The 24,393-nt window shown below is 41.5% G+C and carries 22 protein-coding genes; 9 read left to right on the top strand and 13 right to left on the bottom strand.

The features are described from left to right. Window positions 1-125 precede the first annotated feature (125 nt). Complete coding sequence (locus H6G69_RS07135; RefSeq protein WP_190683818.1) at window positions 126-2,633, top strand: U32 family peptidase; 2,508 nt, start codon at window positions 126-128, stop codon at window positions 2,631-2,633. Between the two features lie 24 nt (window positions 2,634-2,657). On the opposite strand, the gene H6G69_RS07130 is transcribed toward H6G69_RS07135, so the two are convergent. Beyond that, a complete protein-coding gene (locus H6G69_RS07130) occupies window positions 2,658-2,861 on the bottom strand; it encodes a hypothetical protein (protein ID WP_190683815.1) in 204 nt (67 codons plus the stop codon). Between the two features lie 184 nt (window positions 2,862-3,045). On the opposite strand from H6G69_RS07130, the gene H6G69_RS07125 reads away from it, so the two are divergent. Next, window positions 3,046-3,918 (top strand): S-methyl-5'-thioadenosine phosphorylase, encoded by an 873-nt coding sequence (locus H6G69_RS07125; protein WP_190683812.1) that lies wholly within the window; start codon window positions 3,046-3,048, stop codon window positions 3,916-3,918. 355 nt (window positions 3,919-4,273) lie between these two features. Here H6G69_RS07125 and shc read toward each other — a convergent pair whose 3' ends face one another. Beyond that, entirely contained in the window at window positions 4,274-6,181 is a 1,908-nt protein-coding gene (gene shc / locus H6G69_RS07120) for a squalene--hopene cyclase (protein WP_190683809.1), read from the bottom strand. A 169-nt stretch (window positions 6,182-6,350) separates the two neighbouring features. On the opposite strand from shc, the gene H6G69_RS33645 reads away from it, so the two are divergent. The 3 genes from H6G69_RS33645 (at window position 6,351) to H6G69_RS07105 (ending at window position 10,364) form a co-directional block, all read left to right on the top strand. Then, window positions 6,351-6,488: a hypothetical protein gene (locus H6G69_RS33645; RefSeq protein ID WP_206757640.1), complete on the top strand. Its 138-nt coding sequence runs from the start codon at window positions 6,351-6,353 to the stop codon at window positions 6,486-6,488. Window positions 6,489-6,583: 95 nt separating this feature from the next. After that, the gene (locus H6G69_RS33510; RefSeq protein WP_199335810.1) at window positions 6,584-9,847 is read left to right on the top strand and encodes a DUF4157 domain-containing protein; all 3,264 of its coding nucleotides are present in this window, start codon (window positions 6,584-6,586) and stop codon (window positions 9,845-9,847) included. A 19-nt stretch (window positions 9,848-9,866) separates the two neighbouring features. Then, a complete protein-coding gene (locus tag H6G69_RS07105; RefSeq protein WP_190683806.1) occupies window positions 9,867-10,364 on the top strand; it encodes a YbjN domain-containing protein in 498 nt (165 codons plus the stop codon). Between the two features lie 10 nt (window positions 10,365-10,374). Here the strand turns inward: H6G69_RS07105 and H6G69_RS07100 are convergent, their stop codons facing one another. From H6G69_RS07100 to H6G69_RS07065, 8 genes are all read right to left on the bottom strand, one after another. Next, window positions 10,375-11,340 carry an XdhC family protein gene (locus H6G69_RS07100; protein ID WP_190683803.1) on the bottom strand — a complete coding sequence of 322 codons (966 nt, stop codon included), beginning with the start codon at window positions 11,338-11,340 and terminating at the stop codon, window positions 10,375-10,377. A gap of 34 nt (window positions 11,341-11,374) precedes the next feature. After that, a complete protein-coding gene (locus H6G69_RS07095) occupies window positions 11,375-13,987 on the bottom strand; it encodes a molybdopterin cofactor-binding domain-containing protein (RefSeq protein WP_190683801.1) in 2,613 nt (870 codons plus the stop codon). Continuing rightward, window positions 13,975-14,748 carry a xanthine dehydrogenase family protein subunit M gene (locus H6G69_RS07090; protein WP_190683797.1) on the bottom strand — a complete coding sequence of 258 codons (774 nt, stop codon included), beginning with the start codon at window positions 14,746-14,748 and terminating at the stop codon, window positions 13,975-13,977. The genes H6G69_RS07095 and H6G69_RS07090 overlap by 13 nt, the downstream gene beginning before the upstream one ends. A 62-nt stretch (window positions 14,749-14,810) precedes the next feature. Then, window positions 14,811-15,383: an ureidoglycolate lyase gene (locus tag H6G69_RS07085; protein WP_190683794.1), complete on the bottom strand. Its 573-nt coding sequence runs from the start codon at window positions 15,381-15,383 to the stop codon at window positions 14,811-14,813. 93 nt (window positions 15,384-15,476) lie between these two features. Next, window positions 15,477-16,352: a polysaccharide deacetylase family protein gene (locus H6G69_RS07080; protein ID WP_190683791.1), complete on the bottom strand. Its 876-nt coding sequence runs from the start codon at window positions 16,350-16,352 to the stop codon at window positions 15,477-15,479. Window positions 16,353-16,495: 143 nt separating this feature from the next. Continuing rightward, the gene (locus tag H6G69_RS07075) at window positions 16,496-17,401 is read right to left on the bottom strand and encodes a polysaccharide deacetylase family protein (RefSeq protein WP_190683788.1); all 906 of its coding nucleotides are present in this window, start codon (window positions 17,399-17,401) and stop codon (window positions 16,496-16,498) included. Between the two features lie 125 nt (window positions 17,402-17,526). Continuing rightward, window positions 17,527-18,177 (bottom strand): tRNA (adenosine(37)-N6)-threonylcarbamoyltransferase complex dimerization subunit type 1 TsaB, encoded by a 651-nt coding sequence (gene tsaB, locus H6G69_RS07070; RefSeq protein WP_190683786.1) that lies wholly within the window; start codon window positions 18,175-18,177, stop codon window positions 17,527-17,529. Between the two features lie 114 nt (window positions 18,178-18,291). After that, window positions 18,292-18,540 carry a Ycf34 family protein gene (locus H6G69_RS07065; protein ID WP_190683784.1) on the bottom strand — a complete coding sequence of 83 codons (249 nt, stop codon included), beginning with the start codon at window positions 18,538-18,540 and terminating at the stop codon, window positions 18,292-18,294. Between the two features lie 85 nt (window positions 18,541-18,625). Between H6G69_RS07065 and H6G69_RS07060 the strand changes: the two genes are divergently transcribed. Then, on the top strand, window positions 18,626-19,888 hold the full coding sequence (locus tag H6G69_RS07060; RefSeq protein WP_190683783.1) for a CCA tRNA nucleotidyltransferase: 1,263 nt from the start codon (window positions 18,626-18,628) through the stop codon (window positions 19,886-19,888). A 60-nt stretch (window positions 19,889-19,948) separates the two neighbouring features. On the opposite strand, the gene H6G69_RS07055 is transcribed toward H6G69_RS07060, so the two are convergent. Genes H6G69_RS07055 through H6G69_RS07045 form a run of 3 tightly spaced genes read right to left on the bottom strand, consistent with a single transcriptional unit; the run spans window position 19,949 to window position 21,289 of the window. Next, window positions 19,949-20,092 carry a type II toxin-antitoxin system HicA family toxin gene (locus H6G69_RS07055; RefSeq protein ID WP_190683782.1) on the bottom strand — a complete coding sequence of 48 codons (144 nt, stop codon included), beginning with the start codon at window positions 20,090-20,092 and terminating at the stop codon, window positions 19,949-19,951. Next, window positions 20,092-20,313: a type II toxin-antitoxin system HicB family antitoxin gene (locus tag H6G69_RS07050; protein WP_190683780.1), complete on the bottom strand. Its 222-nt coding sequence runs from the start codon at window positions 20,311-20,313 to the stop codon at window positions 20,092-20,094. The genes H6G69_RS07055 and H6G69_RS07050 overlap by 1 nt, the downstream gene beginning before the upstream one ends. A gap of 22 nt (window positions 20,314-20,335) precedes the next feature. Beyond that, the gene (locus H6G69_RS07045; RefSeq protein ID WP_190683779.1) at window positions 20,336-21,289 is read right to left on the bottom strand and encodes a Rieske (2Fe-2S) protein; all 954 of its coding nucleotides are present in this window, start codon (window positions 21,287-21,289) and stop codon (window positions 20,336-20,338) included. A gap of 129 nt (window positions 21,290-21,418) precedes the next feature. Between H6G69_RS07045 and H6G69_RS07040 the strand changes: the two genes are divergently transcribed. From H6G69_RS07040 to H6G69_RS07030, 3 genes are all read left to right on the top strand, one after another. Then, window positions 21,419-22,174 (top strand): TetR/AcrR family transcriptional regulator, encoded by a 756-nt coding sequence (locus H6G69_RS07040; protein ID WP_199335808.1) that lies wholly within the window; start codon window positions 21,419-21,421, stop codon window positions 22,172-22,174. 102 nt (window positions 22,175-22,276) lie between these two features. Beyond that, window positions 22,277-23,647 (top strand): DUF3370 domain-containing protein, encoded by a 1,371-nt coding sequence (locus H6G69_RS07035; protein WP_190683767.1) that lies wholly within the window; start codon window positions 22,277-22,279, stop codon window positions 23,645-23,647. 137 nt (window positions 23,648-23,784) lie between these two features. Then, entirely contained in the window at window positions 23,785-24,393 is a 609-nt protein-coding gene (locus H6G69_RS07030; protein ID WP_190683764.1) for a PD40 domain-containing protein, read from the top strand.

Genomic DNA, 24,393 nt, shown 5'->3' with positions numbered 1-24,393 from the left:
TAGCTATTGGTCTGACGTATGGTTTATGAGAAATATGATTTCACCTGCATAGAGAGAGGTATCCCACGATCGCCTATTATCTTCGATAAAATCACTATGGTGATATTTAACCTGATCCAAGTCTAATGAAAAGCGATCGCTCCTCCAACTTCCCCCCTCTTCAACGTCCTGAACTACTTGCACCAGCAGGGAATTGGGAATGTGCTAAAGCTGCTGTCGAAAATGGGGCTGATGCGATTTACTTTGGTTTGGATAAGTTTAACGCCAGAATGCGGGCGCAAAATTTTACCGAAGCAGATTTACCCCAATTGATGAAGTTTCTGCATCTGCGGGGTGTGAAGGGTTATGTCACAGTCAATACATTGATATTTCCGCAAGAATTAGCCCAAGCCCAACAATATCTCCGCACAATTATGGCGGCGGGTGTAGATGCAGTTATTGTGCAAGATGTGGGGCTTTGCCGTTTAATTCGTCACCTCTCACCTGATTTTCCCATTCATGCTTCCACTCAGATGACAATTACTAGTGCGGCTGGGGTGGAATTTGCCAAATCCCTCGGCTGTCAGTTGGTGGTGTTGGCGCGGGAATGTTCTGTTCAGGAAATTAATAAAATTCAACAGCAAATCTCTCAAAATGCTACGTTACCGTTAGAGGTTTTTGTTCATGGTGCTTTGTGTGTGGCTTATTCTGGTCAATGTTTGACTAGTGAAGCCTTGGGTGGAAGGTCAGCGAACCGAGGTGAATGCGCCCAAGCTTGCCGGATGCCCTATGATTTAATTGCTGATGATGAAATTGTAGATTTAGGCGATCGCAAATATTTACTTAGTCCTCAAGATTTGGCAGGGTTAGAAGTATTGCCAGAATTGGTGAAGTCTGGTGTCACTAGTCTCAAAATTGAAGGACGTTTAAAAGCACCTGAATATGTTGCCAATGTTACCCGTGTTTATCGTCAAGCTTTAGATAAAGTCATGGGCGAAACGGATACAGGAATCTCATCTCAAGCACAATACAACTTAGAAATGGCATTTTCTCGCGGGCTTTACAGTGGTTGGTTCGGCGGAATTAATAATCAAGAATTAGTTCATGCGCGTTTTGGCAAAAAGCGGGGGGTTTATCTAGGCGAAGTCACTCGCATTCGCAACGAACAAGTAACGATAAGTTTAGTAGCCCCGATTAAACCAGGTGATGGTATTGTATTTGACTGCGGTCATCCAGAGGCTAAGGAAGAAGGTGGCCGAGTTTATGCGGTGACACAAAAAGGTCAAGAAGCGCTGCTGACCTTTGGTAAAGGCAACCTGAATTTCCGGCGCATTCATCTAGGTGATAAAGTTTGGAAAACAAGTGACCCAGAACTTGATAAACAACTGCGTCAAACTTTTGCTGGAGACAACCCGCAATTTCAGCGTCCGATTAATTTAGAGATTTATGGCGAAGTTGGTCAAGCCTTGATGGCGATCGCTCGTGATGAAATTGGTAATATCGTCCAAGTAGAATCAACAATTCCCTTAGTTGAGGCACACACTAAACCTTTAGATACAGTCCGCTTACAAGAACAATTTGGTCGTCTTGGTAACACTCCTTTTTGTTTGGGAAATTTAACTAATCATCTCCGTGGTGCAGTCATGGTTCCAGTGAGTGAGTTAAACCGAATGCGTCGAGACATCGTAACCCAATTAGAAGAGTTACGCAGTCAACCCAAACGTTGGCAACTGCGTCATGAGGCTTCCTTTCAACAATTACTCCCTGCTTTACCTGAGGTAGAACCTATATCTCCCTCACTCATTGTGTTAGTCCGCAACCTCAAACAACTCCCAGCTGCCCTGCAAGCGGGTGTGGAAACTTTATACTGTGAATTTGAAGACCCCCGCGCCTATCGCCAAGCCGTACAACTAGTACATCAACACTCCCCACGCCCGACTATTTGGGTTGCACCTCCCCGCATTACCAAACCTGGAGAAAACTGGATTTTACAACAAGTCCGCGCCTCCGGTGCTGATGGCTACTTAGTGCGAAATTACGATCAGTTACAATTTTTTGCAGAAGACAAACGTATCGGCGATTTTTCTCTCAACGTTGCTAATGCCTTAACAGCTGATTACTTTAAACAGCAATTTGGTTTGCAAAGACTAACAGCATCTTATGACTTAAATATTCATCAATTAGAAGATTTACTAACTAGTTGTCCGCCTCAATGGTTTGAAGTTACAGTCCATCAACATATGCCGATGTTCCACATGGAACACTGTGTTTTTTGTGCCTTTTTATCTGAAGGAACTGATTACACCAACTGTGGAAGACCCTGTGAAAAGCACCAAGTCAAGTTGAGAGACCGAGTAGGTAGCGAACACGTCCTCCAAGCCGATGCAGGTTGTCGCAATACAGTATTTAATGGCACTGCCCAAACAGGCGCAGAGTACGTACAGCATCTCATACAATTAGGTTTACGTCACTTCCGCATTGAATTTGTCAATGAAACACCAGCCGAAGTGACAAAAACAATACAACGCTATCAGCAATTACTCCAAGGCAAAATCACAGGTTCCCAACTCTGGCGGGAATTGAAGCTGCAAAATCAATTGGGTGTGACTCGTGGCCCTTTGGGTTTGTCTACAGTCGGTAGCAGTAGAAGTTGATAGGTGTAGGTTTTTATTGCCTAGTTAATCTACAACCTTTAAAAGACCTTTTTTCAAAGCATCAAAAACTCTGTTGATTTGCTGATGTTCTTGTTCACTCAAACCATCTTTTGACAGCAATGCTGACATTAGTAATTGCTGATCTTGGCGCGTAATTCTGCGAATGGTAAATATATGTTCTAAGAGGTTTTCTAGTGACATTTGCTTTGAAGAACTGGTAGCTAGCATATACTTTACCGATTGGTGTGCTATTTGTAACCCAGTACTATGACAATAACAGTTTATGATTACATCCGTCATTCGTAGGCATACGGAACACCCAAAATATGGATAAATTGTTAATTCTAACTCGTCGAAGACTCAGCTTTTCTGTAAAATACAAGGCAGATCAGCAAGTAACAGCTTCAAATTTATGGTTCAAGCTAGAATTGGCATTATTGGTGGTAGCGGCCTATACAAAATGGCAGCCCTCAAGGATGTAGAAGAATTACAAATTCAAACTCCCTTTGGTTCGCCTTCGGATGCTGTGATTTTAGGCACACTAGGAGAGACAAAAGTAGCTTTTTTAGCACGTCATGGTCGTAATCATACTTTGTTGCCTTCGGAGTTGCCATTTCGCGCCAATATCTATGCAATGAAGCAACTAGGTGTAGAGTATTTAATTTCGGCGAGTGCGGTTGGTTCTTTGAAAGCCGAAGCGAAACCCTTAGATATGGTAGTACCAGATCAGTTTATCGATCGCACAAAAAATCGCGTTTCGACCTTTTTTGGTGAGGGAATTGTCGCTCATATTGCCTTTGGTGAGCCGATTTGTCAAAATTTAGCTGGGGTATTAGCAGATGCGATCGCATCTTTAAATTTACCAGATGTCACCCTACATCGCGGTGGCACATATATCTGCATGGAAGGGCCAGCATTTTCCACCAAAGCCGAATCAAACCTCTATCGTAGCTGGGGTGCAACAATCATTGGGATGACAAATTTACCCGAAGCTAAGTTAGCCAGAGAAGCTGAAATTGCCTACGCAACCTTGGCATTGGTGACAGATTATGATTGTTGGCATCCAGATCATGATAGTGTCACCGTGGAAATGGTGATTGGTAATTTGCAACGTAATGCCGTTAACGCCCAAAAAGTAATTCAAGAAACTGTCCGCCGGTTGAGTGAAAATCCACCATCTAGCGATGCCCACTCAGCGTTGAAATATGCAATTTTAACTCAGTTAGATAAAGCACCAAAAGAGACGAAAGAGAAGTTGAAATTGTTGTTGCAAAAGTATTTATAGAATTAATCAACGTAGTGAAATTCAACATTATTGTTGGGTTAAACTACGTTGAATTAAACGAAATTAAACTATAACATTTATAATGTATTCATAACAACAATAGAATTATTGTAAGAATGTTATAAAACCAGAATTTTCAACCTCGCGCAGAGGCGCAAAGACGCAAAGAGTTATGGAAAATTAACTTGTTTAATAGGCACAATCTGATTCATGCAAGAGTCTAATATCCTCGACTTCTTAAAGAATTTGGGGATATAAGCAAGCACAATTTTATAGAGAATTAGTGTAAGCATATTGATTAAATAAAAAACCACAGATACTGCATCTGTGGTCTAACTTCTTAAAAAATATTGCTTTATTTAATTTTCTGATAACGTCCCAAGGCAATTAAGGGAAAATATTGCTGGTACATATGATATTTGAGATAAAAATGACAGGGGAAGCCAGTACCAGTAAAGTCAGCTTCAAACCAAGTACCATCAGGCTTTTGAGTTGATACGAGATAATTAATCCCGCGTTCAATCGCCTCCATCGCAAATTTACCAGTGGCTTGGCCTGCTGCGATTAAGCCAATCAAAGCCCAAGCTGTTTGAGATGCGGTGCTGCGTCCTTGTCCTTTCAGGCTGGGGTCGTTGTAAGTGCGGCAAGTTTCGCCCCAACCGCCATCAGCATTTTGACAACCGACTAACCAAGCTGCCCCGCGTTCAATGCTGAGGCGATACTTTTGGGGATTAATTAACGCCAAAGCGGAAAGAACGCCACTAGTTCCATAGATGTAATTCACTCCCCAACGACCAAACCAACAACCTTCGGGTTCTTGTTCCGCCATGAGATAGTTGAGGGCGCGTTCAAGGTTTTGTGGTGCAATAGATAAGTTAGACTCACCTAACATTTCTAATACTCTGGCGGTGACATCAGCCGTGTTGGGGTCAATCATGGCTTTTAAGTCGCCGTAGGGTATGGCATTTAGCCATTCTTGATCGTTATTTAAATCAAATGCAGCCCAACCGCCGGGGTGACATTGCATAGATGCAACCCAGTTTAAAGCACGAGCGATCGCAGCTTGTTTTAAACTTTCATTAGGTAACTTGGCAGCGTGTAAAGCCATAACCACTACCGCCGTATCATCCACATCAGGATAAAAACGATTGTCAAATTCAAAAGCCCAAGCACCGGGTTTACCCTGGTGATTTTTCACCGCCCAATCACCATAATCGAGAATCTGCTTTTGCAGCAACCATTCGCCAGCTTTGACAACCGCAGGATGGTCAGGCGCAATACCAGACTCTACAAAGGCGCGCATTACCCAAGCTGTATCCCATACAGGTGATATACACGGCTGCACACAATAGCTATTTTCTGTTTCAATGGCAAAGTTATCAAGGGCTTGAAAACCGCGTTCAACAATGGGGTCAGATGTTTTGTAACCCAGACACTTCAAAGCCAGCATTGAATTTAGCATAGCGGGGATAATGCCGCCCCAGTCGCCTGTAACTTCTTGCCGTTCTAAAATCCATTTTTCGGCGGCTTTGAGACTTTCTTCGCGGAAGGGAACTAAATTGAGGCTTTCGGCTAACTTAAAGCCTTGGTCTAAAGTCAAGAATAAATCTGTCCAGTCACCTTGACGGGGTAATTCATACTGAACTTGATTAACACCTTCAGCATATAGCTCATCTAAGGTAATGGCTGGGTCAATTGAAAAAACAGGTTTACCATCACAGACAATCAACAGTGGTACAGTGCTAGAACGCGCCCAGCTAGACATTTCATAAATGTTGACGGGGAAAGCTGGGGGTAAAAGCATCAGCCAAGGCGGTAGGGAAGGGATACCGCGCCAGTTGTAGCAGCCAATTAATGCCAGATGCAGCTTAGTAAAGATGCGAGTTTTGCTGATACCGCCGCGTTGGAGAATAAAATCTCGCGCCTTCAGCATTGCTGGGTCAGTGGCAGGTACATCCAACAACTTCAATGCCATGTATGCTTCTACAGAGGTGCTGAGTTCGCCGCCATCATCATAAAACAGTTCCCAGCCTCCATGCTGCCGTTGTTGAGAACGCAAGTAGGTTTCAACTTTATGTAATGACCTGGTTTTGTCTGTTCCCCAGATTTTATGCAGCAGGACAACTTCAGCTGTGATGGTGACGTTAGATTCTAACTCCGCCCACCAGTAGCCTGCGGGATTTTGCAGCGACAGCAGATAATCTTGACTAGCTGCGATCGCTTCTGCAACCTTATTAACTTGTACCCTGTCTTGTGTTTGCATCAACTGAAGTATGAAGTCTGAAGTATGAAATGAAAGATACCACGACAGGGAAGTATGAAGTGTGAAGTCTGAAGGATGAATGGTAGTAGTCAATTAAATGAAGTACACTCACCCTGGCCCCTAGGGCGTGTTTTAAAACTCGTTGTATCCTAAATACAAAGTTTTGATTATGGGCGGACTGAAAGTTGCGGCTACATCGCTCCTGTGTCGCTGTTTTTTAACATCTGTCAAAACTGGACACTTCCTTTTAGTCAGTCTTGAACGACTAACTGTAAATAAGAGTATCAATAGTGGCGATCGCTACTAACCAGCAGATAAGATAGTGCCAAATTTCTGACCAGCGTCTGCCGTAAAATCGCAGAGGCTTTTAAGCTGGCACAAAATATCTGGAGGTTTGGGTCAATGCAACGCAGACAACAAAGAACAGCCAAAGCTGCTAATTACTCTGATGCAGCAGTGTCCAATCAGTTCGCACCGCGCCCCTTTGTTGTTCAGACTCAAGTAGAGGAAGTTACAAACCAATCACAAGAAAACTCAGATTTACAACTAGAAGAAGTCAGAGAAAAGCAACTGGGTAATGGCTTACCTAATGTATCTTTATTTACTAGTCAATTAGCTGCACAGCCAATACCAAGGCTACAAATGAAACTGTCTTTTGGTGAGGCTCCCACAATTCAGCGTCATCAAGAAGAAGACGAAGTACAAATGAAACCTGATGTACAACGTCATCAAGAAGAAGATGCAGCTATCCAAAGACAGACAGCGAATAATAATGGTAGTTTCGATGCAGGGAATAACTTAGAAAGCCGGATTCGCAGCCATCAAAGCGGTGGTCAACCCCTAGATGCAGGGGTACGCGCTTTTATGGAACCGCGCTTTGGTCATAGCTTTGCAGGCGTGCGCGTACATACCGATGGCGCATCTGTGCAGATGAACCAAGAATTACACGCCCAAGCTTTTACTAACGGTCAGCATATTTATTTTAACGAAGGCAAATATAGTCCAGGTTCTGATAGTGGCAAAGAGTTACTGGCCCATGAACTGACGCATACCATTCAACAAACAGGCGGTAATGAATTACAACGTCAATCAGAATGTCAATGTTCTAGTTGTGTGCCGGTGAGTCCTTTAATTCAGCGACAGATTTCGGTGATGCGATTGCCTATCACATCAAATATATTAAACCGCAAACTCACAGATGTTCTTCAAAGGCATGGGATGAGTTGTTCATGTCCTAATTGCAGCACACCAAGCGTTAAAATTCAACGCCAGACAGAGGCAAAACACGGTGCAGGGTGTAGTTGTGCAATGTGCGCTGGCGAAAAAGATATTCAGACAAAGCTGACTATAGGCGCACCTGGCGACAGATATGAGCAAGAAGCAGATAAAATCGCCGCCCAAGTGATGCGAATGCCTGCATCTGGAACTAATGAGCCAATTCAACGCCATGAAGAAGAAGAACTGGCGCAAACAAAACCTTTAACCAATTTTGACTCATTGCGAGTTAGCGATCGCTTGCAACGTCAAGTTATCAATCAGCCAATTGCCGTACAGCAGTCTGCACCGAATCTGATTCAAAGACACTCGGCTTACGAACATTATTTATTAGGGCAAGTTGAGCCTTCCCAATTAGCAAATATTCCGATGGTGCGGGAGATTCCGCAATTAGAAAAACAATTGAAGATTTTGACTGAGCAGATAAAGAAAGAAAATAGCGAAGAAAACTGGAAAGAGGCGACGGCTCTAACTAACCAACTAGAACTGGCAAAAAGTAAAAAAGAAGATGTCAAACACACCCTAATGCAGGAAATGGATCGGCTTGTGAAATGGAAAGATGATCCTAATGCAGTAAAAGTTGGCGAAGTTGTCAAAGAAAAAGGAGTTGCGGCGCAAAATGCTGATACAGAGATTGTTGAAAAAGGCAAAATCAAGAAAGGTAAGGATGATAAGTGGCAAGTTCCTTATGTGATGATTCCTTGTCAGGATGGCGAATTAGTTGCTACTTATAGCGAAATTAATACTTTACCTGATTTGTTTGGTAATCCAGAAGCGATCGCTAAAACTCCCAAAGCTAATGTATTTTCTTTACTACAAGGAGTACGCCAACAAAGTTACATTGAATTAGACAATATTTATAAAGAGTTATTTGGTGACTCGAGATCACAACTGCATAACACCTTGACAGTAGATGATGATTTTACCCAAGCTCAAGGGCCAAGAGCGCAAGCTGTTGTCAATAAAGCTTATGAAATCCGCACAGAGTCACAAGTTAATACAGCTACAAGCCGCGTAGGTGATGAAAGTGAAGCCTATTTTGCGGCCTTAGAACGCAACGCTTGTCACTTTGCACCCGAAAGTTGGACAAGTTGGGAAAAATATCATCTCAAAGCCAGAGAACTGGCTAACTTAGCTGTAAATGGTAAAAGATTTGTCGAAAAAGCTCAAGATATGGGAATGCCAGAGGCAGCAAAGCAGTTAGAGGCTGAAGTTGCCGACTATACAAATAAAGCTTTATTACAAAATGCTTTTGGTGAACATTATTTACAAGATTCGTTTGCGGCAGGACATTTAATTAATAAAACCAAAATCATGCAATGGTTTGTCGCATGGTTGAATAAACAAGATAAAGGTTTGGGTAGTTTTGATAGCGCCCAATCTGATTGGGCAATGGTAAGTTCAATTGCTAGCGAAGATTTGCAATCTAATCCCCAAGGACTACACGATCAAATTGTTCGGGGAGAAATTACTTCTTTTGAGCAGCTAAATACAGCAATGGGCATACAACAAATTAAGCCAGAAATTATCTTTATGATGTGGTGGCGAAATGCGGCTGCTCTACACGATAGTATGAAACATCTCACACCAGATGAAGCAGCAGACAATTGTTCAATTAATTCTGTAAACAAAAAATCAGATGTTGCCGAAAATTTAATGAAGGCACTAGTTAAGAGTGGCTTTGCTAAAGAAAAAGTGGATAAAAACTTTACAAATAAAGTCAGTTTTGGTCTAGCTGGGAAAGCAAAACAAGTCTATTCATTAGACGAAGCCCAAGTCAATGTAGTTAAAACTCAGGGGAGTTCTCCTTATAAATCTGACTTAGCAAAACAAGCGCAAATTAGTGGACAAAAACATGATTTTCAGGCGGAAGCTGAAGAATTTAATGCTGTTGCTTATAATAGCTTTTTAAGTAATGCCTATGTGCAGTCAGCAACTAAATTCTTCCATGATAAATATTGCAAGGAAGGACTAAAAGTTTACTCTAAAGGTGGCGAGTATCTGCATACGATTTATGGCGATAACAATATGATGAAAGCTGGCGGTCAAAAAGGCGTGAAATTCTCTGCTGAGACTTCCCAAATGTCGAGAGAAGCAATCTTTAATATTGTCAATGGTGAACCTGATAAAGCCGCATCAGTTGAAACAATTAAAAATCGCTTCCCAGGATATGCAATTGATGAAGGCGGGAAATTACCGCTTGATAAATGGAATGAAATGCTCAAAGCCCGAGGAGAATCTGGATTATTTAAGAAAGCAATGGATAATGGCGCATTGACAGTTTATAAAAAACAAAAAGGTATTTCTGAAGGTCATGCAATGGATTATAACAAGGTGCTGGAAGCGATGAAGAAAGAATCAGCCGAAGCACAACATGATGAAGGATTCTAAATTTTTGAGCGTGTAAACAATGATTACTCAAACTAACACAAATATTGATACCTCAACTATTACAAATTCTCTGTTGGCAGTTGTGATTAATTTCTTACAACAACATAACTGGTCATTTTCGCAGCACGCAACTGAACCAATTCTCAAAATGAGTTATCAAGGTGAAAACGGCGAGTGGCTATGTACTGCTAAGACACGCGAAGAACATCGCCAATTTATTTTTTACTCATCTTTGCCTGTGAGTGTACCAGAAAATAAACGCCTAGCGGTGACAGAGTTTTTGACTAGAGCTAATTTTGGCTTAATTGTTGGTAATTTTGAAATGGATTTACAAGATGGAGAATTGCGTTATAAAACTTATAGTATTGAAGCTGAAGGTTGTAATATTAATCCAGATTTAATTGGGCAGTTAATTTTTGCCAACCTCATGATTATGGATAGATATTTGCCGGGAATTATGTCGGTAATTTATGCTAATGTTGCGCCAGAACTTGCCTTAAAGCAAGTGGAAGGATGATTGATTATTGTTACATTTTTTCTGATAAAGATACACCCGTACCACCACGACGCACTTTAATTAATTCTGCACAAATACTCACGGCAATTTCTTCGGGAGTTAAAGCACCGATATCTAAACCTATAGGTGCATATATCGAATGTAATAATTCTGGGGAAATTCCTTCTTGACGCAGCATTTTAAAGACAGTGGTAATGCGATGATGGCTGCCAACCATCCCAATATATTGCACGCGCAAGTTACAGAACAGGCGTAAAGCTGGCAAGTCTTGAATATAACCTCTGGTAACTAAAGCAACGTATAAGTTAGGGATTTTGGCGATATTGTCTTGAATTGAGTTGATAGGTTCTGTGACTAAGAATGCAGCATCAGGAAACCTTTCTGGGGTGGTATATTCTGGGCGATCGTCTTGTACAATAATTTGAAAACCTGCAATTTTGGCTATCTTTGCTAGGGGAATGGCAATATGTCCTGCGCCACTAATTAAAAGTGTGGGTGGTGGTAATAAAGGTTCGATTAAGGCGTGATTTTTGAGTAGTGGGCAGTTGGGAGTATATGCTGTTTCTAAATATGGTTTTTCTTCTGGATGAAATGGGGTGATAATTGCGCCCGATCGCCCGGATGATAAAATATCTATAATTTGATTGACTAAGTTTAAGCTTTCGCTACCTGACCATAATTCTAGCCATACTAACATTGTGCCACCACAAATCCCTTCGGCTTGGCGTTGGGCTGTTCCAGATAAGTCTATTTGCACAAATTGTTTTTCGCCTGTTGGGAAGATTTGCAAAGCTTGTTGATGGACTTTGGCTTCTCCTGCACCACCGCCAATTGTGCCATAGGTTTTACCGTCAGCCGTGATGAACATTTTCGCGCCTACTTCTCTGGGTACGGAACCTTTGATGCTGGTGACGGTGGCGACAACTGCTGCACCTTGTTTTAAGGTTGTTGCTAGTTGTTGGTAAAATTCAAGCATTTTACGAACCGCAGAGGCGCGGAGAACGCGGAGGTTAAGTTCGAGGGTTATTTAGTTTTTCCCAAATGCGTGGGGGTGTCATGGGGAGTTGGCGAAGTCTTAATCCGGTGGCATGGGCGATCGCATTGGCGATGGCTGGGGCTGTACAATTAGTTGTAATTTCACCTACACCTTTCGCACCAAAGGGGCCGTAGGGGTCAGGTTTTTCTACTAAAATTATTTCCATTGGTGGCATATCTGCGGCTGTGGGGATGCGATACTCCCGCAAAGTGGGGTTGAGGATGCGTCCTTGGACATCAAAAAATAATTCTTCTGTGAAAGCATAGCCAATTCCCATTGCTATTCCACCTGTTGCTTGTCCGTGGCAAATTCGGGGGTTTATTGCTTTACCAATATCAATTGCTTGCACACATTTTAAAACTTGCACTTTGCCTGTTTCTGTATCTACTTCTACTTCTACGCCTTGCACAGCAAAAGTTAATGTAGACTCGTCTGCTTTATACGCAATTTCAACGCTATTTTTTCCGGTTTTTAGCAGTTCTTCCGCAGCTAATTTCACTGCTTGTCCCGAAATATACACTGTGGCTGAAGCATAGGAACCTGCATCAAAAGGTGTGTTTTGGGTGTCACCAGCAATAATATTAATATCAGTAACTTTTACTTTTAAAACTTCGGCGGCGATTTGTCTTAAGGTAGTATCAGAACCTGTACCAACATCGACAGAACCTGTTCTTAATTCGTATTTATTATTAGGCAAGTGTGATAATTTAACTTGAGCAAGATGGATTTTACATAAACCGCTACCTTGCATCGAAACGGCAAATCCGACACCACGGCGACGCGTACCTTCGACTCTTGGAGGTGTACCCGGAATGTAATTAAGTGCTTGAATAACTTTTTCCCAACATTCATTCACGGCGTAGCTACCTATTAAGTTAAAGTGGTCGTTAGATTTAGATAAATTCAGTACATCGCCTGGACAAATCAGATTTTTTAAGCGAATTTCTACAGTGTCAATATTTAGCTTTTGAGCAATTTCATCAATTTGAGATTCCATTGCAAAAGTGCCTTGAGTTGCACCATAACCGCGAAATGCACCCGCAGGCATTGTATTTGTATAAACTGCAAAACCGCGATATCTTTTATGAGGACAACGATACAAACCTAGGGGAATATAACCTGCTAAAAATACTACTGTTTGACCGTGATTACCATACGCGCCAGTATTGGCAATTACTTCTATATCTTGAGCAATTAATTCACCATCTTGTTTAACACCGCTTTTAATTTTAATTGTCATTGCATGACGGCTATTTGTGGCGGTAAATTCTTCATTTCTCGTAAATTCCCATTGTACAGGTCTGCCTGTTTTTAGTGTTGCCAAAGCACAAAGGTCTTCGGATAATATTTCTTGCTTATTACCAAAACCGCCACCGAGTTGGGCTTTATAAACTCGAATCTTTTCTAGTGGTAAATTAAATATTTGGGCGAGTAATCTTTGACAGTGAAAAGGGACTTGGGTACTGGAACGGACAACTAATGTACCATCATTTTCTAGCCAAGTAATAGTAACATGGGGTTCAAGGTGGACGTGTTGAACAGCAGGTAAATGATAGGTATTTTCGATAATTAAATCTGCTTGCTCCCATCCCTGTTCTATATCACCAAATTCGAGCAATACTTGTCCTGCAATGTTGCGATTTCTATCAGGAATTTGTGATGATTCTGGTTCATCGTGAATGATAACCCCATGATTCATTGCCTGGATGGGGTCGGTAATATGGGGTAAAATTTCGTAATCTACGGTAATTAAATCACAAGCTTGTGCGGCAATATTTGATGTTTCGGCAACGACAGCCGCGACGCGATCGCCGACAAATCTTACCTTATGATCTAATAAGTAATGATCTAACGGATCGGGTACTGGTTCGGCGTGACCCGCAGTGGTGTACGCTATTCTCTTAACATCTTCGTGGGTGAACACCGCCACTACACCAGGAAGTGCTTTGGCTTTGCTGGTGTCAATATGGCGAATCCGGGCGTGGGGATGAGGCGATCGCAATACTTTAAGATGAAGTAATCCCGGTATTGTAATATCTGCTGTGTAAGCTGCTTTACCTGTAACGATTAATTCTCCGTCTTGTTTGGGGATGTTTTGTCCGACGGCGTGGGGAGTGGGGAGTTGGGAGTTGGGAGTGGGGAATGGGGAGTTTTGAGAAAGTAAGATACTCTCGACAATGGCTTGATATCCACTACAGCGACAGAGATTTCCTTTCAAAGCCAAACGCAATTCAACTTCTGATAATTGGGGTAACTTCGCCGCACTCATAATTGCGCCGGGAGTACAGAAACCGCATTGAAAACCTTGTGCGGCTAAAAATGCTTGTTGTATAGGTGCGAGTTCACCGTTTTGGGAAATTCCTTCAATGGTGGTAACTGCTTGATGAGAAATTCGCATTGCCGGATAAATGCAACTATGGATGGGTGTATCATTTACCCAGACGGTACAAGCTCCACAATCGCCAGTATCACAAACACGATGGACACCAAAATAACCCAACTGGCGTAATAAACTTAACAGGCTACTTCCAGGATGACAGGTGATAGTGTGAATTTGCCCATTAACTTGCAATTTTAACTGTTGCATAATGCTGATAGCGATCGCTGAATTAAAACTTCTGTGATGTGTCGTCGATAATTTGCGCTGGCTTTGGCATCTTCAATAAAATTTTCTCTATCTAAATCTTGATATTCTACTAGTCGAGGTGCTGTCACACTTGCCGCAATGACACACCTAATTTGTTGCTGATTTTTCGCAGTCACAACAATTGCTAAAGCTGGGTCAGTTGCCGCTATACTAAAGCGTTGATAATTAACTTGCCATTGTAAATTATCCAGGGGAATTAACACTCGCCGTAATATTTCCCCTGGTTGCAAAATCGTTTTCTTATGTCCAATTTGGAACTCCTTAGCTACAACTTGGCGTGAATTTCCTGGCAAATTCCAAATTTCGTAACTTGCATCCAAAGCCACCATGACTGGTGCTAATGTTCCCACCGATAAAGCCAGACAAATATTCCCTCCCACCGTCGCCACATTCACTACTTTTGAGGATGCTGCTAAGGCTGTAACGGCACTTTTTAAACCAGAAATTGCTGTCCATGTTTCGGGATAAGGATATTGGAATAATTTAATTAATGGACAAGTTGCACCAATAATTAAATTATTTTCTCTAACCTCAATTTCATCCCATCCTAATTTTTGAATATCTACTAATACTTTTAAATTTGGTTGTGGTTCAGAAAATAGCCATGTTCCACCTGCTAACCAAGTCCAACCTTCACCCCAGTTAGTGATAGTTTGAATATTTTCAGGACATAAATAAGTATCAGCGTTGAGTAAATCCATTTTTTAACGCGGAGTATCGCAAAGGAAAGCGCGGAGTATCGCTGAGGTTCCTTGGCGTTTGATTAAATATCCAAGTGTAATTCACAATTCAATCTTTTTGGTAATGAAATTTTGTAAACATCGCCTTGGTTCATCTCGCCTGGTGTTTGCATTTGACTCAACGCGGTGACAACTTCATCTGAATTTGCGGTGAGGATGACTACCGGGCGATCGCAAGCTATGGGAAAATCATGCCAAGTACCAAGATGTAACAATAATCCATGTCCAGCCGCAAATCGTAAAGCTTGAACTTGGTGTAAGTTAGGCAAATCTTCTCCATTATCATGATTTGGGGGTGACATCACCATAATAAATGGTGCTTGACCCAAACCAATAAACATTTGCGTCATGTGCAGATGGCGTTCTAACCAAATAATTGGGGGATATCCCGGCATAATTTTAGCAGTTCTAAAAGTTGCCGTTCCCCGATAGCTAAAATCAATATTTTCCCCTTCTAATACTCTACCTTGATAAAAGGGAATACCTAACCCTGGTTTACTAACATCATCGCCTAATAAATGCCCGTAAGGTTTAACATTTTCGGCATCAGCATCAATTACAGGGATTTTTAAAACTTGGGTTTGTGAAACATTCATAAATTTTAGTAGTATTGAATTTTGGATTACCTAATAATTTAATGCTTAATTTTCTCCGTTATTCTTTGCGCCTTTGCGCCTTTGCGTGATATTTTAATTAGTCTTGTCAACAACACCAATATTTTGACTCATCCATTCATAAATCCCTTCCCCAGTAGTTAACCAAGTCTCAGATTTATTTTTAATATGCAGTAAACACTGTTTTAAATACTTCAATCTTAGCGGTTGTCCCACAATAAACGGATGTAACCCTATCGCCATTACCCGTCCTTGTGATTCTCCATCGTGCCATAATTGCTCAAATTGGTCGATAATTGCTCCAGCAAAATCAGCACCAGAAAAGCGATTACTTAAACATAAACTAATATCGTTAGCTTCGATAGTGTAAGGAATTGCTAACAAGCGACCATTAGGTAAAGGATACCAATAAGGTTGGTCATCGTTTACCCAATCAGCAGTGTAAACAATACCTGCTTGATATAGTAATTCAAATGTTGATTCTGTAACCGAAAATCCTGGAGTTAACCAGCCTTTAGGAAGTTTACCTGTAGATTGTTTTAATAAATCTAAAGTTTGTTGAATTAACTTAGTTTCCTTTTCTTTATCCATACCGCTATGACCAGTGGAATTATTAATACCATGCGCCATAATTTCCCAATTATGTTGCCGCATAGCCGTCATAATTTCTGGATAAAGTGTACAAATCTCGCCGTTAACTGCTGCGGTAACAGGTATTTCTAATTCGGCAAATAAATCTAATAATCGCCAAATTCCTACACGATTACCATAATCTCGCCAACCATAGTTAGCAATTTCTGGATAACTATTCAAATGAGGTTGAATTGCTGTTCCGAGTTTGCCAAAGGTAAAGTGTTCCACGTTCATCACCACCCACACTGCAACTCTGGCATTATGCGGTAATGTTAACTGAGAACGCTGAGATATAGGTTCAAAAGAGGGAGGCAGCATTGATTTAAAATTTAGATTTGCTCAACCTAAAAGTGCGCCAGCATTATACTAATTTTGTGTATGCTACACAACAAAATCATCACAAATAGTATTGTGTACTACATTTAATTGAGGATAAGGAAAATCTAGCTGCCTGTATTTATTTATTGATGCTGTAACTGATGGTTAGGATGCTCATCTTGAGTCACTATAGATGATTCTGCTGTCACCACATCTTTGGTCTGAGTTTGCATTTCTAACAATTCTGGAATGGTGACAAACTTATATCCTTTAGCTCTTAAATCTGCAATAATTTGTGGTAAGGCCTTAACACTTCGAGAACGATTCCCACCGCCGTCGTGCATTAATACAATTCCACCAGGTTTGGCATTTTTTTCTACATTTTTAATGAGACTTGCAGCCTGTCCACGACGTTGAGAATCTCCTGATTCATCAGACCACATCATAATTGCATAGTTTTGGCTTTTGGCATAATCAACTAAGCCATTATGTAAAAAACCTCCAGGCGGACGAAATAATGTGGTTTTCACACCTGTAAGTTTATAGATAATATCTGCTGTACGATTAATTTCGCTGGCGGCTGTCGCTACATCCATCCGACGATACCAATGATGCCATGTATGATTACCTAAGACATGGCCATCAGCAGCAATTTGTTTGACAATTTGCGGGTAAAAGCTAACCATTTCCCCGACCAGAAAAAATGTAGCTTTGATATGATTTTTCTTTAAAATTTCTAATACTTGGGCGGTATTTTTTGGCCCTGGCCCATCATCAAAAGTCAATGCAATAACTTTATCAGTTATGGGTAATTTGGCTTGATAAATAGTTTTTCCTTGAAATTCCTTTGGTATAGCTTCTTTAGTATCATTTAAAGCCACATCTTGTAAATTAACTGTTGATGGTTTTTTGTTATTTGATTCGGATAACGGTAAAGCACTGTTAAGCGAATCTTGATGTAACAACTTTGTCAAACTCAAGCCGCCACCAATGGACAGCAGCGTAACTGTTCCTACTGTTAAAATTTGGAAGAATTTCTGACTAAACACATCAATACTCCTTAATTCATATTTATTAAGTACATCTATATCTATAATTGCTTTAGTTTTATCCTAAAAACTTGGCGTAGTGATGACAGCAGTATAACTATAATGTGGAGAAATGCCAGTAAGTTTTAAATTTCTACTGGATGTTGTCCATAATAAGGTAACGCTTCTGACCAATTAGGGCGTTTTCCTTGTCGCCATTCTAGATAAGAAAGTTCCAAAATATTTGTGACAGTTGCCGCTAAACCAGAATTCGCAGGAATTAACTGATACTCAGTATTACAATTAGCTAAAATATCTTGCCAGGCTTCTGGAGTGAGGACTGTATCAGGAAATAAAGCTGTGATGTCTAAAGTATGGGAATTAACTTGATAAATCGCACCAAATACTTGACCTCGTTGTGCTGGCATTTCTACAGCAATTGCTGTTTCATTGTTATTTTTATGTAACCAAGCGACTGCTGCTAAAGTAGAAATACCAAACACGGGAATATTTAATTGTTGTCCTAAAGTGCGGGCGAGAACTACACCAATACGTGTCCCTGTAAAACCACCAGGCCCTTTAGCAACGGCAATAAATTCTAAATCTGCCCAAGTTTGTGGTTGGATAAAATCAATTAAATATTGATGCACATAACTAGATAAATCACGCCCTAAATTCCAAACATTTGAGCGAGTTGCGTCGGCAAAGTTACTAATAGCCAAGCCTAATTCTGGTGTGGTGGTATGCAGCGATAAAGCGTATTTGTGGGCAGGTAAAGTGATTAATTCCTGAGTCAAAGCGAGTAAGTATCTGAATTTTTCTAGAGTTGGCGTGATATTTATTCAATCATAAAAATATACGACTACTCCAAGAAATAGCAGTAGTCGTTGAAAATTGACCTATCATATCTATCACGTCGGTACTAGTTCACCAGGACGCAATTTCGCCCATTTACCCGTTTCTTGCTTAAAGCTAAGACAACCCACAACGTCCCATTCCATTTCAATTACATCCTCTTTGGTGCGGATGTTAACGTTAATAGAAGGCTCATTGGGGTCAAAAGTTGGGTTCTGGGTTAAATGAGGCTGTTGGTGTTGGGTTTCTACAGCATGATAGGTTACACAGCGGTCTACGTAGTGGCAGTTCACGCAAATACACATAATATAACCAACTCCAGGAGCTTTATTGCTAATCTAGCGTAAGCCAAGCTATTCTTCACTAGTTGCTGGGTTGATTTTTATTACAATGCACAGTTCTGTTTCTGCAATTCTCGCGCCGCAAAATTGGCCTTTTAGCTTGGAATGCTTGCCACAACCAGCTTACATGGTTGGTGGGGCGGTGCGCGATGCGATTTTAGGCAGAACTCGTGATTATTGGGATCTTGACTTTGTGATACCATCTGATGCGGTGCAGGTAGCTAGAGCGATCGCTAAACGTTATCAAGCTGGTTTTGTCTTACTCGACGCAGAACGCAAAATTGCCCGTGTGGTATTTCCCCAAGCGACAGCTGATTTTGCCCAACAAGAAGGCAATAGTTTAGAGACTGACTTGCATAGACGTGATTTTACAATAAATGCGATCGCCTATAATCCCCACACTCAAGAAATCATCGACCCCTTGCAAGGTTGTGCTGACATACAGCAAGGTCTGTTACGTATGGTATCACCAGCCAACCTCGCAGATGACCCCTTACGGTTAATGCGCGCCTATCGTCAGGCCGCCCAACTGAATTTTACTATCGAACCAACTACCCAAGCGACAATTCGCGCTTTAGCATCACACCTCAACACAGTCGCCGCCGAACGAGTCCGCACCGAAATAGGCTATCTTCTAGCCAGTCCCCAAGGTACGCCTTGGTTAGCCAACGCCGGACAAGATGGTTTACTCTCCCACTTTTTCAAAAATGCTAGAGCCGCCAGCTTTGATAAACTCGCCATCATTGACACAGCCGCAGCCATCCTTGCACCACAACTTGGCGCAGAATTACAACAATATGTGCGTGATACTGTCAAAACGACTTGGTTAGGGATAGCCAAACTCGCTTGTCTTGTAGATAAGAACCCCGAAGTTGCCGAATTAGAACTCCAGGAACTCACCTATAGCCGGGCTGAAATTCGTGCTGTAACCACTGCTTTGAAACTGTTCCCCCAGCTAAAATCGCCTAGCAAATCTATCCGAGAACAATATTTTTTGTTCCAAGAAGCAGGTAATGTCTTCCCGGTGATCATAGTATTGGCTATAGTACACGATACTTTGGTAGAGGCGATGTCAGGCGACAAATCATTGTTGGTTTACTCACCTTTGATCAGCCGCTACCTTAACCCTGATGATCTGGTCGCTCATCCCACTCAACTAGTAAGTGGTAAAAATCTAATGTTAGCACTAAATATTCCCGCATCGCCAGTTGTCGGTGAGCTACTAACAGAGATTGCGATCGCCCAAGCTGAAGGTAAAATTACTACAGCAGAAGCTGCGATTGAGTATGCACGGCAGATACTGGAAGGTTAGATTTCTCTCGACAAAGTTTTAAGGCGGAGCAATATCTAAATCTTTGCAAATTTTTACCGCTCAAATATCCAGAATCTCAGTATGCCTTGGCACTGCGGAGGTTCTATTATTTTCAGGATTGTAATAAATAGTATGCCTTCCACCTTCACGCAGAAACAGACAGCCATTGTCTTCAAGATGGCGAATCAAATCACGTCTTTTCACTAGGCTGTAATTGTAATTTGTTCACGGACAACATCTTTACCCGACAGTTGCTGCTCTGCCAGTTCCCGGTTTGAGATTAAAATTAACTCTATTGCTTCTTTCAAACTTTCCCGCGCTTCTTCTAAAGTTCTCTCTTGTACATTAGCTCCTGGTAATTCTTGAACGTAGCCAATATACCAATCATCTATTTTTTCAAAAACGGCAGTGAAAGAGTTTTGCATATAAAAAACTAATTTCTCAGTCTTACCAATCATGATATAACTTTTGAGCATGAAACATAATTTCCTCTTTTGGTAGCCGAATCTTCGGTGTTTGCCGAGGATAAGAATTTTCAATAGCGCGTGTATCTTGCTCAACCACAGTTGTGACTGCACTTAACATTGAGCCTCTTAACAAAGGTAGTAAAATTGGGTGTTTGGGTTTGGTAAATACCAACACAAAAGTTTTAGTATTAGTCTCTGTTTCTGGATATAAAATATGCACCTGCAAAATTTCTCCTAGTAAAAAAGAGGTGCGAAAAGTTAGGACTGATGGAAAAGCATACTCTAAAGTACCAATATAGGTTTTAGGTGCAGTCATAACTAGCGGATTGCGGATGATATCATTCCATGTACTATCCTCACGTTCTAGTTCTTGCACAACTTTAGCCCAATATCCTTCATGCTCAAACACCGGAACGCGATTAGCTTTAATACCAAATAAATCGCGGTGTGTACCGTATTGATGGTTATAGTCGTAGTTGATTAACAAATTATCTAAAAAAGTACCGCGAATACTTTTTTCCCCTGCTACACCTACAAAACTCATCCCTTCGCTAACTTTGGCGATGAGGTCTGGTATCGGAATTTTCGGTACATGACCAGCGTATGTCCAAATACAATCATCTTTGATAATCAATTCTAGGGGAGTTAGCAACGGTTGGCTTCCTACTTGACCAGACTGATGCAACCTTCCTTGTCCATCAAACTCCAAGGCATGGAAGGGACAGGTAATTGTACCGCGTTCTTGGCAAATCCAGCCGTCAGATAAAGGTGCTTGCATATGCGGACAAACGTTATCCAGTGCGAAAATTTCACCTTGCTGATTTTGCCAAAGCACATAATCTCGATTATTCAGCGCAACTTTATAAGGCTTGTTAATGCCCAGCATGGAGCGGTGAGCAATTAACCACGGTGCGCCAGGGAGAATTACCGCCATAAAAGCCTCCTAAAAAAGTATGTGAGACTAGAGCGATCGCTATAATCTCGAAAAGGTTAAAGTAAATTGTGACTAAACTTTCATGTTTGTATTAAAAATACGACAGATTATTCATGTTTGTCAACAACTATGGCCATAAGTAAACCTGATCTGATGCGCCGTCAACCCAAGCAAAAGCGGAGTCAGCAACGGGTAGAGAAAATACTCCAAGCCGCAGCTGAAGTTTTTGCGGAAGTAGGCTATGAAGCTGCTACTACCCATCAAATTGCAGCCAAAGCCGACACAGCGATAGGTTCTCTATATCAGTTTTTTCCCGACAAACTCGCCATATTTCATGCACTCGAAGCAATACACATGGAACGAGTGACAGCAATTTTAACCAAACTTATGCAGTCAGCCGAGCAGCATCAATCATTATTAGAGTTTATCGAGTGTACAGTCGATATCTACGCCAAATATTTTGCAGATCCTATTCCTCGCGTTGTGTATATCCAATATTTTGTTGCACCAGAAATATTTAAACTATTTGACGAAAGCTTTAATACACAGCTAATTCAACAATTCGCTGCCTTTTTTCGCCAGTGGAATCCAGACTTAGCTGTAGAAAAAAGTGAACTCCTCGCAGAGACAGTGCATCGAACCTATAACGCCTTACTCTTAAATGCGCTGAAACAAAATGAAAGCAAACGTCAAGTTCTGTATGCAGAACTCAAGGCAATGCTAGTAGCATATTTAACACCGTACACACTGCCCCAGCAAGTAATGAAAGTAATGATATGTCCTCACTGTTATTCATCGCGTCTATCTAAAAATGGTCATCGTCACGGTAAACAGCGTTATCTCTGCAAAGATTGTGGTAAACAGTTTTTGCAAAGGTTGAATTAGTCATGTTTAAAAACATGAGAAAGGCTTTTTGCATTCACGTCTTTACCATACATTAGGTATGTTGTATTCTTCACGCAGAGCGATAAATTGCTTTTTAAATAAATGCTTAATATTCTTTCCTATTTGTTTTTAGCTCAAGCAGCACCAGATGTTGCACCTCCACCCCAGGAAATCTTTATCCCCCAACAAACAAAACCTTTAAACGGTCATCTTGATCCAGTACCAGTATTTAACAGTAATAACCCAGAAGTAGTTCAGAGTGAAGGTATTCTGCTATCTACATTTCCTCCTCAAGGTAAAAGAGTACCTAGCGCACACCTGAATTTTCCATTTCAGGGACGATTTGATTTATTTTCTCACCACATTGCTAGAGCGATTGAGACTCCGAATGATTTGCGGACTCTTTATTTGGGGGTGATTGTTTACAATCCAAGTGATTTCCCTGCAACTATCAAAATATTGCAAGCGGCTAGTTATGTTAGTCAGCCTGATGCGCCTTTTATCAAGCTTCCCCCCATACAGTCAAATAATCCGGGAAATATTTATGCTGGGCCGGGCGATCGCGTGACGGATGATGTGCTAAGAGGAAAACGACAATCAGGATGGCCGGCCCAGTTGATAATTCCACCAAAACAAAGCCGGATGTTAATGAATCATCCTATTCCTGTTAGGACTTTAACACCACCATTAAATGGACGTTCTACTTTGTTGCGTTTGTATAGTGATAGTCCAGTTTATCTGGCAAACCTGGCTATGTTTGCTAAACCGAATCCAGATGGTAGTGAACGCGCTCCCACTTTAGAAGAATGGCAGAACTTGTTAGAAAATGGTGATTTTGCTGGGCCGCGTGAACCAGCCCCGAACCCTCCAGACCACCTGGCAGGAGCAGCAGAAATTTACGGACGGGTAGCAGGGGTAGCTATTGGTTCTCGTTGGCAAGCACAACTGACCAATTCCCATAGTTCAGATTTATCAATTCCTGAATCAGGGCAAGCTTTTTCCTACGGTTTAAGTACCCTGCTTGCCGGGAAAATGGGTACTGGACAAAGCCAAACGGCCAAACTAGTAGAGCGTTATCCTGGTACTGCTTACGAAGCTCACGGCAACTACGGCATTGAATACGACATATCTCTACCATTAATTAACAATACTGGTAAGCCACAAACTATAAATGTGCTTTTTCAAACGCCTATAAAAGAAGATGAATTAAGTAAACCAGGGCTGCGCTTTCTTTCACCACCTGAAGCATCTGTGTTTTTCCGAGGCACAGTTCGTGTTCGTTACAACAACGACAATGGCTTACCTAAAACCCAATATTGGCATTTAGTTCAACAACGGGGACAGATGGGAGAACCACTTGTGCAATTAAAAATGTCTCCTGGTCAACGGCGACTGGTAAAAGTGGATTTTATCTATCCACCAGATGCTACGCCTCCTCAAATGCTGACAATTCAAACTCTAGACACTAGATAAGTAGGTCGGCGTAAATAATCAATGTTGGGATAAGGCAGGGGGCAGGGAGCAGGGGGAGAAAGAGTTTGAGCATTATTTACTGTTCTTCACACAGTTTGGTTTTATTGCACCGACTTACTTAAGGCAGATATAAAATTATGAAAAATTTCCGAAAAATCGCTTTAACTTGTGGTGTTGTAGCGCTCGCCTTGGGGATAAATTTTCAGGCTCAAGCCCAAACAAAACGCCTGGTGACGCTGGAAGATCAGTTTGCATTTCGCCAAGTTAGCGATCCTCAACTTTCTCCCAGGGGCGACTGGATTGCTTACAAAGTTACTAGTAGCAATCTCAAAGATGATACTCAAACTAGCCATATTTTCATGACTTCTTGGGATGCTTCCCAAACATTACAGTTAACTAACGCTAAAGAGGGTGAATCCTCCCCTCGGTTCAGCCCAGATGGTAAATATCTAGCTTTCCGTTCCAGCCGTGAATCTGGAAAACAACAAATCTGGTTGCTCAATCTAGCAGGCGGTGAAGCCGAAAAAATCTCTGACTTTGCTGGTGATGTTGCCGATTTTGTCTGGTCTCCTGACAGTCGGCGACTAGCTGTAATTGCCGAAGAACCAGCCCCAGAAACTCTCTTTAATGGTGGTAAAACTGCTCCGAAAAACTTACCTAAACTTACTCAAAGAAAGTTGATTAGTTTAGTGTTTTCTTCCTGCTTCAATCAAGGTAGTCGGCTACTGCTTGTCCACAGGCGTTAA

Origin of the sequence: Nostoc sp. FACHB-110 (assembly GCF_014697425.1) — a bacterium.
In the GTDB taxonomy this organism is placed as follows: Bacteria; Cyanobacteriota; Cyanobacteriia; order Cyanobacteriales; family Nostocaceae; genus Nostoc_B.
Note: the sequence above shows the minus strand (reverse complement) of the source record. Positions and strands in the feature narration are given on the sequence as shown.

Bases quoted from the DNA above. Each gene is read 5' to 3' on its own strand.
- H6G69_RS07135 (WP_190683818.1), top strand. From the start codon at position 126: ATGAAAAGCGATCGCTCCTCCAACTTCCCCCCTCTTCAACGTCCTGAA.
- H6G69_RS07130 (WP_190683815.1), bottom strand. From the start codon at position 2,861: ATGCTAGCTACCAGTTCTTCAAAGCAAATGTCACTAGAAAACCTCTTA.
- H6G69_RS07125 (WP_190683812.1), top strand. From the start codon at position 3,046: ATGGTTCAAGCTAGAATTGGCATTATTGGTGGTAGCGGCCTATACAAA.
- shc (WP_190683809.1), bottom strand. From the start codon at position 6,181: ATGCAAACACAAGACAGGGTACAAGTTAATAAGGTTGCAGAAGCGATC.
- H6G69_RS33645 (WP_206757640.1), top strand. From the start codon at position 6,351: ATGGGCGGACTGAAAGTTGCGGCTACATCGCTCCTGTGTCGCTGTTTT.
- H6G69_RS33510 (WP_199335810.1), top strand. From the start codon at position 6,584: ATGCAACGCAGACAACAAAGAACAGCCAAAGCTGCTAATTACTCTGAT.
- H6G69_RS07105 (WP_190683806.1), top strand. From the start codon at position 9,867: ATGATTACTCAAACTAACACAAATATTGATACCTCAACTATTACAAAT.
- H6G69_RS07100 (WP_190683803.1), bottom strand. From the start codon at position 11,340: ATGCTTGAATTTTACCAACAACTAGCAACAACCTTAAAACAAGGTGCA.
- H6G69_RS07095 (WP_190683801.1), bottom strand. From the start codon at position 13,987: ATGCAACAGTTAAAATTGCAAGTTAATGGGCAAATTCACACTATCACC.
- H6G69_RS07090 (WP_190683797.1), bottom strand. From the start codon at position 14,748: ATGGATTTACTCAACGCTGATACTTATTTATGTCCTGAAAATATTCAA.
- H6G69_RS07085 (WP_190683794.1), bottom strand. From the start codon at position 15,383: ATGAATGTTTCACAAACCCAAGTTTTAAAAATCCCTGTAATTGATGCT.
- H6G69_RS07080 (WP_190683791.1), bottom strand. From the start codon at position 16,352: ATGCTGCCTCCCTCTTTTGAACCTATATCTCAGCGTTCTCAGTTAACA.
- H6G69_RS07065 (WP_190683784.1), bottom strand. From the start codon at position 18,540: ATGTGTATTTGCGTGAACTGCCACTACGTAGACCGCTGTGTAACCTAT.
- H6G69_RS07060 (WP_190683783.1), top strand. From the start codon at position 18,626: ATGCACAGTTCTGTTTCTGCAATTCTCGCGCCGCAAAATTGGCCTTTT.
- H6G69_RS07050 (WP_190683780.1), bottom strand. From the start codon at position 20,313: ATGCAAAACTCTTTCACTGCCGTTTTTGAAAAAATAGATGATTGGTAT.
- H6G69_RS07045 (WP_190683779.1), bottom strand. From the start codon at position 21,289: ATGGCGGTAATTCTCCCTGGCGCACCGTGGTTAATTGCTCACCGCTCC.
- H6G69_RS07040 (WP_199335808.1), top strand. From the start codon at position 21,419: ATGGCCATAAGTAAACCTGATCTGATGCGCCGTCAACCCAAGCAAAAG.
- H6G69_RS07035 (WP_190683767.1), top strand. From the start codon at position 22,277: ATGCTTAATATTCTTTCCTATTTGTTTTTAGCTCAAGCAGCACCAGAT.
- H6G69_RS07030 (WP_190683764.1), top strand. From the start codon at position 23,785: ATGAAAAATTTCCGAAAAATCGCTTTAACTTGTGGTGTTGTAGCGCTC.